At 73.1% G+C, this 13,918-nt stretch carries 11 protein-coding genes; 8 read left to right on the forward strand and 3 right to left on the reverse strand.

Features of this window, described 5'->3' with window-relative positions:
• Positions 1-11: 11 nt before the first annotated feature.
• Together SGLAU_RS27760 and mmpA are read left to right on the forward strand one after the other, a co-directional pair.
• Complete coding sequence (locus SGLAU_RS27760) at positions 12-701, forward strand: endonuclease V (RefSeq protein ID WP_043505263.1); 690 nt, start codon at positions 12-14, stop codon at positions 699-701.
• Positions 702-761: 60 nt separating this feature from the next.
• Positions 762-908 (forward strand): morphogenic membrane protein MmpA, encoded by a 147-nt coding sequence (mmpA, locus tag SGLAU_RS35760; RefSeq protein WP_099052864.1) that lies wholly within the window; start codon positions 762-764, stop codon positions 906-908.
• 10 nt (positions 909-918) lie between these two features.
• Here mmpA and SGLAU_RS27765 read toward each other — a convergent pair whose 3' ends face one another.
• The gene (locus SGLAU_RS27765) at positions 919-2,097 is read right to left on the reverse strand and encodes a saccharopine dehydrogenase family protein (RefSeq protein WP_043505264.1); all 1,179 of its coding nucleotides are present in this window, start codon (positions 2,095-2,097) and stop codon (positions 919-921) included.
• A gap of 102 nt (positions 2,098-2,199) precedes the next feature.
• Between SGLAU_RS27765 and SGLAU_RS27770 the strand changes: the two genes are divergently transcribed.
• From SGLAU_RS27770 to SGLAU_RS27785, 4 genes are all read left to right on the forward strand, one after another.
• Positions 2,200-2,580: an MmcQ/YjbR family DNA-binding protein gene (locus tag SGLAU_RS27770; protein WP_043505265.1), complete on the forward strand. Its 381-nt coding sequence runs from the start codon at positions 2,200-2,202 to the stop codon at positions 2,578-2,580.
• A 310-nt stretch (positions 2,581-2,890) separates the two neighbouring features.
• Entirely contained in the window at positions 2,891-4,117 is a 1,227-nt protein-coding gene (locus tag SGLAU_RS27775; RefSeq protein WP_244315271.1) for a CaiB/BaiF CoA transferase family protein, read from the forward strand.
• The gene (locus SGLAU_RS27780) at positions 4,114-5,328 is read left to right on the forward strand and encodes an acetyl-CoA C-acetyltransferase (RefSeq protein ID WP_043505267.1); all 1,215 of its coding nucleotides are present in this window, start codon (positions 4,114-4,116) and stop codon (positions 5,326-5,328) included. The genes SGLAU_RS27775 and SGLAU_RS27780 overlap by 4 nt, the downstream gene beginning before the upstream one ends.
• A 41-nt stretch (positions 5,329-5,369) precedes the next feature.
• Complete coding sequence (locus SGLAU_RS27785; protein WP_043505268.1) at positions 5,370-7,571, forward strand: 3-hydroxyacyl-CoA dehydrogenase NAD-binding domain-containing protein; 2,202 nt, start codon at positions 5,370-5,372, stop codon at positions 7,569-7,571.
• Here the strand turns inward: SGLAU_RS27785 and SGLAU_RS27790 are convergent.
• Positions 7,557-8,261, reverse strand: coding sequence for a MerR family transcriptional regulator (locus SGLAU_RS27790; protein ID WP_043505269.1), 705 nt, complete (start codon positions 8,259-8,261; stop codon positions 7,557-7,559). The genes SGLAU_RS27785 and SGLAU_RS27790 overlap by 15 nt on opposite strands.
• A gap of 237 nt (positions 8,262-8,498) precedes the next feature.
• On the opposite strand from SGLAU_RS27790, the gene SGLAU_RS27795 reads away from it, so the two are divergent.
• Positions 8,499-9,965 (forward strand): amino acid permease, encoded by a 1,467-nt coding sequence (locus SGLAU_RS27795; protein WP_043505270.1) that lies wholly within the window; start codon positions 8,499-8,501, stop codon positions 9,963-9,965.
• A gap of 133 nt (positions 9,966-10,098) precedes the next feature.
• On the opposite strand, the gene SGLAU_RS27800 is transcribed toward SGLAU_RS27795, so the two are convergent.
• Entirely contained in the window at positions 10,099-11,646 is a 1,548-nt protein-coding gene (locus SGLAU_RS27800; protein ID WP_043505271.1) for a M1 family metallopeptidase, read from the reverse strand.
• A gap of 221 nt (positions 11,647-11,867) precedes the next feature.
• Between SGLAU_RS27800 and SGLAU_RS27805 the strand changes: the two genes are divergently transcribed.
• Positions 11,868-13,880: a Xaa-Pro dipeptidyl-peptidase gene (locus SGLAU_RS27805; protein WP_043505273.1), complete on the forward strand. Its 2,013-nt coding sequence runs from the start codon at positions 11,868-11,870 to the stop codon at positions 13,878-13,880.
• The last annotated feature ends 38 nt before the right edge of the window (positions 13,881-13,918 follow it).

Below are 13,918 nucleotides of genomic sequence, written 5' to 3' on the forward strand. Positions count from 1 at the left end.
TCGTGCCCACCATGACGACCGTACGCATCCCCGCGGGCTGGCCCGCGACCGAGGAAGAGGCCCGCGCCGTCCAGGACGAGTTGCGGACCCGAGTGGTGCTGGACGAACCGGGGCCGCCGCCCGGCACCGGACACGTCACCGGAGTCGACGTCGCCTACGACGACGAGCGTGACGTGGTCGTGGCGGCGGCCGTGGTCCTGGACGCGGCGAGCCTGGACCTCCTCGCCGAGGCCACCGCCGTCGGCCGCGTCTCCTTCCCTTACGTGCCCGGCCTCCTCGCCTTCCGGGAGATCCCCACGGTCCTGGCCGCACTCGACGGCCTCCCGTGCCCGCCCGGCCTGGTGGTCTGCGACGGCTACGGTCTGGCCCACCCGCGCCGCTTCGGCCTCGCCAGCCACCTCGGCGTGCTCACCGGCCTGCCCACGATCGGCGTCGCCAAGAACCCCTTCACCTTCACCTACGAGGAGCCGGGCACCCCGCGCGGCGCGTCGGCCCCCCTGCGCGCGGGCGACGAGGAGGTCGGCCGCGCCCTGCGCACCCGCGCCGACGTCAAGCCGGTCTTCGTCTCCGTCGGCCACCGCGTGAGCCTGGACAACGCCTGCGCCCACATCCTGGCCCTGGCCCGCGACTACCGCCTCCCCGAGACCACCCGCCGGGCGGACGCCCTGTGCCGCCGGGCCCTGCGCGAGGCGACCTCCTGAGTACCGCGGCTGAGTACGCGTACGGATGTGCGCCCGGGGCGTGACCGGCAGGCTGGCCGCATGACCTCGCACCGGGCCCCGGAGCCCCTCACCGACCCGCACCGTCCCGTCGAGCGCGCCGTGACGGCCGCGCTGGTCCTCGCCACGCTGGCGGGGCTCGCCTGGATCGCCGGGATGATCTACACGGTGCTGGAGTGGCCGCTGTAGGGCCGCCGGGTCAGCGGCTCGCCGCCACCCGGAAGGTGATGCCGGCCGCGCGCAGCCGCTCGGTCAGGGCGTCGCCCATGGCGACCGCCGTGGTGACCTGTCCGGCCGTCGGCGGCAGGTCGTCGAGGGCGAGGGAGAGGGCGGACTCGGCGAAGATCTTCGCCGTCTCGTCGTAGCCCGGATCGCCGCCCGAGACCTCCGTCAGCACCCGTCGGCCACCCCCCTCCCCGACGAACCGCACCGAGAACCAGCTGCGTGCCCGCTTCTCGGCGCTCGGCCCGTCGCCCGGCTTGAGCCGGCCGGTCAGCCAGCGCCGCGCGGGGGGCAGCTGGGCCGCCGCGAACAGCGCGCCGACGGCCGCCACCGAGCCGACCGCGACCGGCAGCCGCCGCACGGCCGCGTAGTGGCGGTAGCGGAAGTCGGGGCCGTACCGTGCCAGGGCCTTCGCCGAGCGGCCCACGACCTGCGGGTCGATGGTGGGCAGCGGCAGGGCCCAGGCCCCCACCTCGGGGGCGAACCGCGGGGCGCCCGCGGGCGTCGTGGCCCGGCGGCCCACCAGCCGCGGTTCGTGCCGGCGGCGGTCCCGCGCGGCGGCCAGCAGCTGCCGGCCGCGGGCGAACTGGTTGAGCGCGGAGGCGAACGTGCCGCCGGAGAAGGACGCGTCCGCGGAGACGTACCCGTCCACCCTCAGCGGCACGCCCTCCGGCAGGTGCCGGACGGTGAAGTACACGCCCAGGTCGTGCGGCACCGAGTCGAAGCCGCAGGCGTGCAGGAGCCGCGCGCCCGTCTCCCGCGCGCGGGCGTCGTGCCGGACGTACATCAGGTCCACGAACTCCGGCTCGCCGGTCAGGTCGAGGTAGTCCGCGCCGGTGTCCGCGCAGGCGGCGACCAGTTCCTCGCCGTACGTCACGTACGGACCGACCGTCGTGGCCACCACGCGCGCCTGCTCCGCGAGCCGGCGCAGTGAGGCGGGGTCGGCGACGTCCGCCACCAGTACCCCGATCCCCTCGCCGCCGGGCAGTCGTTCGCGCAGTTGCCGCAGCCTGGTCTCGCTGCGCCCCGCGATCGCCCAGCGCAGTTCCCGGGGCGCGTGCGCGGCCAGGTACTCCGCGGTGAGCGTCCCGACGAAGCCGGTCGCCCCGAAGAGCACGATGTCGTACGGACGGTCCGTCCTGTTCAGCCTGGTCATGACACCTCTCGCTCACCGTCGAGCCTCGCAGCCCGCGCCGCTGTCGGTGGCTGAGGCTAGCGTGAGGAGTGCGGAGCCCGAGGACGAGGCCGGAGGTGGACCATGGCGGTGACCGCGAGCGCCCCGGAGAAGTGGGCGAAAGTGCGCGAGTTCGCCCTCGCGCTGCCGGGGGCCGCCGAAAAGTTCCCGTGGGGCGAGTCCGTCGCCGAGGCCGGCCGGAAGGTGTTCGTCTTCCTCGGCGCCGGAGACGGCAGTCACCCCGCGGGCGTCACCGTCAAGCTGACGGACGGCACCGCCCACGCGCACGCGCTGACCGCCCCGGGCGCGGAACCCGCCGGTTACGGCCTCGGCAGGGCGGGCTGGGTCAGCGTCCCGCTGGAGCGCGCGGGGTCGCCGTCGGCGGAACCGCTGTGCGACTGGGTGGAGGAGAGCTGCCGGGCGACCGCCCCCGAGCGGCTGACAGCGGAGGGGGACACGCGCTGAGTGGCCTGGCGGCCCCGGGGATCCGGGCCCAGAATGGCTAAGCGCTTGCTCGTTCCGGGCCTTGTGCCGACTGAAACCTGTTCCTACCATCACCGGTGTTACATCGGTTGTGTCACAGCGAGGGGGCTGGATGGCCACGGCGAGGACGCCGGCGGACGGACCGGTACCCGGCCCGGCGCACGATCCGCCCGCTCCGGCAGGCCCCGGGAATCCGGATCCGCCCGGTCCGGCAGCTCCCGCGGGTCCGGCAGGTCCCGCGGATCCGCCCGCTCCGGCGGGTGCGGCGCACGGGCCGCTCACCGGCGTCCGCGTGGTCGAGCTGGCGGGCATCGGTCCCGGGCCCTTCGCCGCCATGCTCCTCGCCGACCTCGGCGCCGACGTGGTCCGCGTGGACCGCCCCGGCGGTCCCGCTCTCGCCATCGACCCGCGGTTCGACGTCACCAACCGCAACAAGCGCTCGGTGATCGTCGACCTCAAGGCCCCCGACGGCCCGGCGCGCGTCCTCGGCCTGGCCGGCCGCGCCGACATCCTCATCGAGGGCTACCGCCCCGGCGTCGCCGAACGGCTCGGCGTCGGCCCGGACGCCTGCCACGCCCGCAACCCGCGGCTCGTGTACGGCCGGATGACCGGCTGGGGCCAGCAGGGCCCCCTCGCCCACCGCGCGGGCCACGACATCGCCTACATCGCGCTCACCGGTGCCCTCGGCCTGACCGGCAGCCCCGGCGAACCGCCGCCCGCCCCCGCCAACCTGCTCGGCGACTACGCGGGCGGCTCCCTCTACCTCGTCGTCGGTGTCCTCGCCGCCCTCCACCACGCCCGCGCCACCGGCGCCGGGCAGGTGGTCGACGCGGCCATCGTCGACGGCACCGCGCACCTCTCCGCGATGATCCACGGCATGCTCGCCGCCGGCAGCTGGCAGGACCGCCGCGGCGCCAACCTCCTCGACGGCGGCTGCCCCTTCTACGGCACCTACGAGACGGCCGACGGGCGGTACATGGCCGTGGGCGCGCTGGAGCCGCAGTTCTACGACGCCTTCATGGCCCTCCTCGGCATCCCCGGACAGGCGCCGGCCCGCGACGACCTCGCCCGCTGGCCGGAACTGCGCGAGGCGATCGCCGCCCGCTTCAAGGCCCGTACCCGGGACGAGTGGACGGCCGTGTTCGAAGGCACGGACGCGTGCGTGGCCCCCGTGCTGTCCCTGCGCGAAGCGCCGCACCACCCGCACCTCGCCGCCCGCGCGACCTTCACCGGACACGGCGGCATCACCCAGCCCGCCCCCGCCCCCCGCTTCTCCGCGACCCCCACGGCGGTCCGCACCGGCCCGGCCCGGCCCGGCGCCGACACCGGCGCCGTGGCCCGCGACTGGGGCATACCCGGGCTCCTCCCCCCGCCGGCCGGGGCCGCGCCCGGGCAGCCGTACCCACCGGCGGCCCACGGGCCCCTACACCCCTCCCCGCCGGCGGCCGGCGAACCCCTGGACCCCTCCCCGCCGACGGCCCCCGAGCCCCCGAACCCCCAGCGAAAGGCCTCCTCGTGAGCACCGAAGCGTACGTGTACGACGCGATCCGCACCCCGCGCGGCCGCGGCAAGGCGAACGGCGCCCTGCACGGCACGAAGCCCATCGACCTCGTCGTCGGGCTCATCCACGAGATCCGCGCCCGCTTCCCCGGCCTGGACCCGGCGGCCGTCGACGACATCGTCCTCGGCGTGGTCGGCCCGGTCGGCGACCAGGGCTCCGACATCGCGCGGATCGCCGCGATCGCCGCGGGCCTGCCCGACACGGTCGCCGGAGTGCAGGAGAACCGCTTCTGCGCCTCCGGCCTGGAAGCGGTCAACCTGGCCGCCGCGAAGGTCCGTTCGGGCTGGGAGGACCTGGTCCTGGCCGGCGGTGTCGAGTCGATGTCCCGGGTGCCGATGGCCTCCGACGGCGGCGCCTGGTTCAACGACCCGATGACCAACCTCGCGGTCAACTTCGTACCGCAGGGCATCGGCGCCGACCTCATCGCCACCATCGAGGGCTTCTCCCGCCGCGACGTCGACGAGTACGCGGCCCTGTCGCAGGAGCGGGCGGCCACCGCCTGGAAGGAGGGCCGCTTCGAGCGGTCCGTCGTCCCGGTGAAGGACCGCAGCGGCCTGGTCGTCCTCGACCACGACGAGCACCTGCGGCCCGGCACCACCGCCGACTCCCTGGCGAAGCTCAAGCCGTCCTTCGCGGACATCGGCGACCTGGGCGGATTCGACGCGGTGGCGCTGCAGAAGTACCACTGGGTGGAGAAGATCGACCACGTCCACCACGCGGGCAACTCCTCCGGCATCGTGGACGGCGCCGCCCTCGTCGCCATCGGCTCCAAGGAGGTCGGCGAGCGCTACGGCCTCACCCCGCGCGCGCGGATCGTCTCCGCCGCGGTCTCCGGATCCGAGCCCACCATCATGCTCACCGGTCCCGCCCCGGCCACCCGCAAGGCGCTCGCCAAGGCGGGCCTGACCATCGACGACATCGACCTCGTCGAGATCAACGAGGCCTTCGCCGCGGTCGTGCTGCGCTTCGTGAAGGACATGGGCCTGTCGCTGGACAAGGTCAACGTCAACGGCGGCGCCATCGCCCTCGGTCACCCGCTCGGCGCCACCGGCGCGATGATCCTCGGCACCCTCGTCGACGAACTGGAGCGCCAGGACAAGCGGTACGGCCTGGCCACGCTGTGCGTCGGCGGCGGCATGGGCATCGCCACCGTCGTCGAGCGCCTGTGAACTCCCCGCGGACCCACCAGACTTCTACGGAGACCCCTGACATGACCGAGAGCACCACGATCCGCTGGGAACAGGACGGCACCGGTGTCGTCACCCTCGTCCTCGACGACCCGAACCAGTCCGCGAACACCATGAACCAGGCGTTCCGGGACTCCCTCGCCGCGATCACCGACCGCCTGGAGGCCGAGCGGGACTCCATCCGCGGCATCATCGTGACCTCCGCCAAGAAGACCTTCTTCGCGGGCGGCGACCTGCGCGACCTCATCCGGGTCACCCCGGAGACGGCCCAGGAGCTGTTCGACGGCGGCATGGCCATCAAGCGGAACCTGCGCCGCATCGAGACCCTCGGCAAACCCGTCGTCGCGGCGATGAACGGCGCGGCCCTCGGCGGCGGCTTCGAGCTGGCCCTCGCCTGCCACCACCGCATCGCCCTGGACGCGCCCGGCTCCAAGATCGGCTGCCCCGAGGTCACCCTCGGTCTGCTCCCCGGCGGCGGCGGTGTCGTGCGCACGGTCCGGCTGCTCGGCATCACCGACGCGCTGCTGAAGGTGCTGCTCCAGGGCACCCAGTACAGCCCGCGGCGCGCCCTGGAGAACGGCCTGGTGCACGAGGTGGCCGAGACGCGGGAGGACATGCTCGCCAAGGCCCGCGCCTTCATCGACGCCCACCCCGAGTCGCAGCAGCCCTGGGACGTGCCGGGCTACCGCATTCCCGGCGGCACCCCCGCGCACCCGAAGTTCGCGGCCAACCTGCCCGCCTTCCCCGCCAACCTGCGCAAGCAGACCGGCGGCGCGCCCTACCCGGCCCCGCGCAACATCCTCGCGGCGGCCGTCGAGGGCTCCCAGGTCGACTTCGAGACCGCCCAGGTCATCGAGGCCCGCTACTTCGTGGAACTGGCGGCCGGGCAGATCTCGAAGAACATGATCCAGGCGTTCTTCTTCGACCTCCAGGCTGTCAACTCCGGTGCCAACCGGCCGAAGGACATCGCCCCGCGCCAGGTCCGCCGGGTCGCCGTGCTCGGCGCCGGAATGATGGGCGCGGGCATCGCCTACTCCTGCGCCCGCGCGGGCATCGAGGTCGTCCTGAAGGACGTCTCCCTGGAAGCGGCCCTCAAGGGCAAGGGCCACTCCGAGAAGCTGTGCGCCAAGGCAGTCTCCCGGGGCCGTACCACGCAGGAGAAGGCCGACGCGCTGCTCGCCCGCATCACGCCCACCGCCGACGTCCAGGACCTGGCCGGCTGCGACGCCGTCATCGAGGCCGTCTTCGAGGACACCGCCCTCAAGCACAAGGTGTTCCAGGAGATCGAGCAGGTCGTCGCGCCGGACGCGCTGCTGTGCTCGAACACCTCCACCCTGCCGATCACCGCGCTCGCCGAGGGTGTGCAGCGCCAGACCGACTTCATCGGGCTGCACTTCTTCTCCCCGGTCGACAAGATGCCGCTCGTCGAGATCATCAAGGGCGAGCGCACCGGCGAGGAGGCGCTGGCCCGCGCCTTCGACCTGGTCCGGCAGATCAACAAGACGCCGATCGTCGTCAACGACTCGCGCGGCTTCTTCACCTCCCGCGTGATCGGCCACTTCATCAACGAGGGCGTGGCCATGGTCGGCGAGGGCATCGAACCCGCGTCGGTGGAGCAGGCGGCGGCCCAGGCGGGCTACCCGGCCAAGGTGCTGTCGCTGATGGACGAGCTGACGCTGACCCTGCCGCGCAAGATCCGCGCGGAGACGAAGCGGGCCGTCGAGGAGGCCGGCGGCACCTGGACCCCGCACCCGGCGGAGGCCGTCATCGACCGCATGGTCGACGAGTTCGGCCGCACCGGCCGCAGCGGCGGCGCCGGCTTCTACGACTACGACGACAGCGGCAGGCGCGCCGGGCTGTGGCCGGGCCTGCGCGAGCACTTCACGAAGCCGGGCCACACCATCCCCTTCGAGGACATGCAGGAACGCATGCTCTTCGCCGAGGCACTGGACACGGTGCGGCTGCTGGAGGAAGGCGTCCTGACGTCCGTCGCCGACGCCAACATCGGCTCCATCCTCGGCATCGGCTTCCCGGGCTGGACCGGCGGCGTGCTCCAGTACATCAACGGCTACGAGAGCCGCACGGGGGCGGGTGCCGGTCTGCCCGGCTTCGTGGCCCGCGCGCGTGAGCTGGCCGAGCGCTACGGCGACCGGTTCACGCCCCCGGCGCTGCTGGTGGAGAAGGCGGAGAAGGGGGAGCGGTTCACCGACTCAGACCGGGCGTGACGACGACAGCCACTCGCCCAGCTCTTCCCTGAGCGAGCGCTGGAAGGTGGTCAGCAGGGCCTGCACGACCAGCGGCTGCATGTGGGCCGACAACGACCGCGCGTCCTGGGCGTCACGCTCCGCCACCTCGCCCCGCAGGAGCCGGGCCAGCTCATGGGCGGCGGCGCGCGAGTGCTCGATGAGCACCTCGCGCGCCGCCATGATCGCCTCCTGGGACACCGGCACGTCCAGCAGCCGGACGCCGAGCCGCAGCAGCCCGAGATCGACGCGGTACCCGTCACCGTCCGGTCGTACGACGTCCATGGCGACCAGCCGGTCCACCTCGTCGTCGCCCAGCGTCCGCCCCGCCCGTCGCGCCAGCTCGTCCCGGGACACCGTCTCCACGGTTTCCGGCGCCCAGGACGCCACCACCGCGCGGTGGATGGCCAGGTCCCGGTCGCTCAGGTCCGGCGGGAGCTGCCGGAGATAGCGTTCGATGCCCGCGAGCGTCATCCCCTGGTGCTGGAGCTCCTCGATCAGCGCGAGGCGGGCCAGGTGCTCCGCGCCGTAGTGCCCGACCCGGCGCGGGCCGATCACCGGCGGCGGCAGCAGACCCCGGGTGCTGTAGAAGCGCACCGTGCGCACCGTGACACCCGCCCGCGCGGCCAGCTCGTCGACGGTGAGGGGCGGCTCCTCGGCGTGGCTCGTCATGCGCAGCAGTATCGCTGTCCCACCAGGAGTGTGAAACCTCCGGCGGTTCTCCGGTGATTCCCCGGAGAACCTGTGAGAAGTAACGCTCTGTGACCTGGGTCACCGCATGTGACCGTTTACGTGTGGGAAGGTGCTGCCCCGGTCTGTGCCGCGACACCCAGGGTGGTGCGGGCCGAGTCACGTACGGACACCCCGGCCGGTACACCGCCCGGGGCGCACCAGAGAGTGGAACCACCCGTGAGCAAGGACGCCGTGGACACGGCACAGGTCGCCGCGCACCCCGAGGCGACCCGGACGCCCGCGGACGCGGGCGACGCCGGTTACAGCAAGGACCTCAAGGCCCGCCACGTCAACATGATCGCCATCGGCGGCGCCATCGGCACCGGACTCTTCCTCGGCGCCGGCGGCCGCCTCCACAACGCGGGCCCCGCGCTCGCGCTGGCCTACCTGGTCTGCGGCGTCTTCGCCTTCTTCGTCGTGCGGGCGCTCGGCGAGCTGGTCCTGTACCGGCCCTCCTCCGGCTCGTTCGTGTCGTACGCGCGCGAGTTCCTCGGCGAGAAGGGCGCCTACGTCGCCGGCTGGATGTACTTCCTGAACTGGTCGACGACCGGCATCGCCGACATCACCGCGATCGCGCTCTACACGCACTACTGGAGCGCCTTCACGGACATCCCGCAGTGGGTGCTCGCGCTGATCGCCCTCGCGGTGGTCCTGGCGGTGAACCTCATCTCGGTGAAGATCTTCGGCGAGATGGAGTTCTGGTTCGCGATCATCAAGGTCGCGACGCTGGTCGCCTTCATGTTCGTCGGCATCTTCCTGCTCGCCACCCAGCACGAGGTCGGCGGCCAGACGCCCGGCCTCGGCGTGATCACCGACAACGGCGGCGTCTTCCCGCACGGACTGATGCCGGTCGTCCTCGTCATGCAGGGCGTGATCTTCGCCTACGCCGCCCTGGAGCTGGTCGGCGTCGCCGCGGGCGAGACCGCCGAGCCCGAGAAGGTCGTCCCGCGCGCGGTGAACTCGATCATGTGGCGCGTGGGCCTGTTCTACGTCGGCTCGGTCGTCCTCCTGGCCCTCCTCCTCCCGGGGTCGGTCTACTCGGCCGACGAGAGCCCCTTCGTGACGGTGCTGTCGAAGATCGGTGTCCCGGCCGCGGGCGACGTCATGAACCTGGTGGTCCTCACCGCCGCGATGTCCTCGCTGAACTCGGGCCTGTACTCCACCGGCCGCATCCTGCGCTCCATGGCCATGGCCGGCTCGGCGCCGAAGTTCACCGCGCGGATGAACCGCAGCCAGGTGCCCTACGGCGGCATCCTGCTGACGTGCGCGGTGTGCGTGCTCGGCGTCGGCCTGAACTTCGTCATGCCCCACCAGGCGTTCGAGATCGTGCTGAACGTCGCCTCGCTCGGCATCATCAGCACCTGGGTCATCATCATGATCTGCCACCTGGTCTTCGTCCGCCGCGCCCGGGCGGGCCTGGTCCGGCGCCCCTCCTTCCGGCTCCCCGGCAGCCCGGTCACCGAGATCGCGACGATCGTCTTCCTGCTGGCCTGCCTCGGCATGATGTGGAACGACCCCGAGGTCGGCCGCAAGACCCTCCTCCTCGTGCCGCTGATCGCCCTGGCCCTCGTCGCCGGCTGGTTCGGCGTCCGCCGCCGCGTCGCCCACGAGGCCGACCGGGAGCCCGCCGGGCTCACCGAGTAGTCCCACGGTGGCGCCGCCCCGGACCGGTGTCCGGGACGGCGCCGCCTTCCGCTCCACCCGGGCCGGCACGATCGGCCCGGAAGTCCCCGCCGGCCGCGTGGCGGCCGGCCTGCCGGGACCTCGCGGACAGGCCCTAGTGACCGTGCCGCTCGTCCCCGTGCTCGTGGACGTCGTTCGTCGCGGCGATCTTCTTCCACGACTTCGGCTGCGCCGGGGTCTTCGCGGCGGTGGCCTTCGCGCCGGGCGCCTTGCTGGTGCGGGCCGCGATCGACGCGTCCCGCGCCGCCGTCACGCTCGGCTTCGACGGCTGGTACAGCCAGGTGTCGAACAGTGCCGCGAGCGGCTTGCCCGAGACCTCCTCGGCGTACCGCCGGAAGTCGGCGACGGTGGCGTTGCCGTGGGCGTACCGCTGCGGCCAGCCCTTGAGGAGCGTGAAGAAGTCCTCGTCGCCGATCTCGTTGCGCAGCGCCTGGAGGGCGAGCGCGCCGCGGTCGTAGACGGCGATGTCGAACTGGCGCTCGGGGCCGGGGTCCCCGGGCTTCACGGTCCAGAACGGGTCGTCGGCCGGCCGGGAGGCGTACACGTAGTCGGCGATCTCCTGCGCCGTGCCCTCGCCCTCGTGCTCGGACCACAGCCACTGCGCGTAGCGCGCGAAGCCCTCGTTGATCCAGATGTCCCGCCACGCGGCGACGGACACCGAGTCGCCGTACCACTGGTGGGCCAGCTCGTGCACCACGACGGAGGTGTTGGCGCCGTTCGCGAACTGCCGCGGGCTGTAGAAGGGCCGGGTCTGGGTCTCCAGCGCGTACCCGGTGCCGACGTTCGGCACGTATCCGCCGAGCGCGTTGTACGGATACGGCCCGAAGTACTCGGTCAGCCAGTCGGCGATCTCCCCGGTCCGCTCCACGCTCGCCCGCGCGGCGCCGTAGTTGTCGCCGAGGTCCTTGCTGTAGGCGTTGATCACCGGGATGCCGCTCTCCGTCCTCCCGGTGGTGACGTCGAACCGGCCGACGGCCAGCGTGGCGAGGTACGTCGCCTGGGGCTTGTTGGAACGCCAGTTGTACCGGGTCCAGCCGAGCCGTGAACTGGTCGACTGGAGCGTGCCGTTGGAGATGGCCTGGGTGCCGTCGGGCACCTGCACGGACACGTCGTAGGTGGCCTTGTCCAGCGGGTGGTCGTTGCTGGGGAACCACCACCAGGCGGCCTCGGGCTCGTTCGCCGCGACGCCCCCGTCCGGGGTGCGGTGCCAGCTGGTGAAGCCGTACGCCTGCTGCTGCGACGGCACCCCGCTGTAGCGGACGACCACGGTGACCGCGGTGCCCTTGCCGAGCGGTGTCTTCGGCGTGATCTCCAGTTCGTGCTCGCCGGACGCCCTGAACCGCGCGGGGGCGCCGTTGACCCGGACCTCGCTCACGTCCAGCAGGAAGTCCAGGTTGAACCTCGACAGGTCCTCGGTGGTGCGGGCGAGGAGGGTGGCCGTGCCCTCCAGCCGGTCGGTGACGGGCTGGTACTTCAGCCGGAGGTCGTAGTGGGAGACGTCGTAGCCGCCGTTGCCGTACGCCGGGTAGTAGGGGTCGCCGATGCCCGGCGCGCCGGGGGAGTGGCTCGCGGCCGATGCCGGGATCGCCAGCAGGAGGGAGGCCGCGGCCAGCGCGCCCGGCGCGGTGATTCTGCGGTGCACGTCAGCTCCAAGTCCTAGGTGCGGAAAGTCTGTTCGAAGCCTATTCAGTCCCGATCGCCCCGGACATGTCCATGGCCACCCCTGTCACATGATCGCCATCCGGCCGTCACGATCATGTTCGCCCCGGCGGCGGATTCCGGCCACCCGAGTACGCCCGCACCCCGGGCGACACGCCATCAGCCCCCTTCTGCGCGGGAGTTGACCGGGGTAGCGTCCGCCGCATGCCGATACGCACGCGCTTCGCGACCTGGAGACCGCTCGCGACGGCGGCCACCGCCGCCCTGATGGCCGGCCTCCTCACCCCCGCCACGGCCCAGGCTGCACCCCCGGCCACGGCCCAGTCCGCCCCCTCCGCCACGGCCCGGGCCGCATCCCCCGCCACGGGCCGAAGCGCCCCCCGCACCAGCCGCCCGGTCTACTCCTACGACCGGGCCGTCCGCGAGGCCGTCTGGGTCGACACCGGCCTCGACGGCGACGGCGACGGACGCACCGACCGCGTCGCCGTGGACATCGTCCGCCCGCGCGAGGCCGCCCGCCAAGGCCGCAAGGTGCCGGTCATCATGGACGCCAGCCCGTACTACTCGTGCTGCGGACGGGGCAACGAGAGCCAGAAGAAGACCTACGACGCGGCCGGCAACGTCGTCCGGATGCCGCTGTTCTACGACAACTACTTCGTCCCGCGCGGCTACGCCGTCATCGGCGTCGACCTCGCCGGAACCAACCGCTCCGACGGCTGTGTGGACGTCGGCGGCCGCTCCGACATCCAGTCCGCGAAGGCCGTCGTCGACTGGCTGAACGGCCGCGCCACGGCGTACACCACCCGCACCGGCACCACCCGCGCCGAGGCGACGTGGACCGACGGCAGGACCGGCATGATCGGCAAGAGCTACGACGGCACCATCGCCAACGGCGTCGCCGCCACCGGCGTCGAGGGACTGGAGACCATCGTCCCGATCGGCGCCATCTCCTCCTGGTACGACTACTACTTCGCCAAGGGCGCCCCCCTGTTCGACTCCGGCCCCGACGGGCTGGCGGACCGCGTCGAGAGCCCCGAGGCCCGCGCCCGCTGCGCGGCCGTCCAGCAGCGCATCGTCGACGGCGCCCCGCGCACCGGCGACTGGACCCCGCTGTGGACCGAGCGCGACTACGTCCGCCACGCCGCCCGCGTCGAGGCCAGCGTCTTCGTCGTCCACGGCATGCAGGACCTCAACGTCCGCGCCAAGCACTTCGGCCAGTGGTGGGACGCGCTCGCGAAGCACGGCGTCGACCGCAAGATCTGGCTCTCCCAGGCCGGCCACGTCGACCCCTTCGACTTCCGGCGCGCCGCCTGGGTCGACACCCTGCACCGCTGGTTCGACCACGAACTCCTGGGCTACGACAACGGCATCGAGGACGAGCCCATGGCCGACGTCGAACGCGCCCCCGACCAGTGGGTCACCTCGTCCGTGTGGCCGCCGACAGGCACCGCGACGGCCACCCTGCGGCCCGCCGAGGGCGCCCTCGACGGCGTCGGCACCCTCGGACTGCGCCCCGGCACCGGCACCGAGACCTTCACCGACCACCCGGAGCACGACGAGACCGACTGGGCGTCCCGCATCGACCGGCCCACCCCCGACAAGGCGGGCTTCACCACCCCGCCGCTCACCCGTGACCTGCGCCTGTCCGGCTCCTCCAGGGTCACCGTCACCGCGACCCCCAGCACCACCAGCGCCCACCTCAGTGCCGTACTGGTCGACATCGGCCCCGGCACCATCCGCGACTACGCCGCCGCCGGCGAGGGCATCACCACCCTCGACGAGCGCACCTGCTGGGGCGCGAGCACCACCGGCGACAGCGCCTGCTTCAAGCGGACCGTGGCGGAGACCGCGGACGTCGACTACACCATCGTCAGCCGCGGCTGGGCCGACCTCGGCAACCACGCCTCCGCCACCGGCGCCCCCCTCACCCCCGGCACGCCGTACACGATCACCCTCGACCTGGCCGCCACCGACCACGTCGTGCCCGAGGGCCACCGGCTCGCGCTGATCGTCGCCGGGACCGACAAGGACCTGATCGAGCCCCCCTCCACCACCCCGACGCTCACGCTCGACCTGGCCCGCACCTTCGCACGGGTGCCCTTCACGGGCGGCGCGACCGCCTTCGCCCGCGCCACCTCCGGTACGGCGACCACCGCACCCGAGGCCACCCCGCTCGACGGCGTACGCGAGCCACGCCCCGCGCACCCCGTGCCCTAGGTTCCCCCGTCCGGTTCACGCGGCGCCGCGGGCCGGGC

This window comes from Streptomyces glaucescens, assembly GCF_000761215.1.
GTDB classification, from domain to species: domain Bacteria; phylum Actinomycetota; class Actinomycetes; order Streptomycetales; family Streptomycetaceae; genus Streptomyces; species Streptomyces glaucescens_B.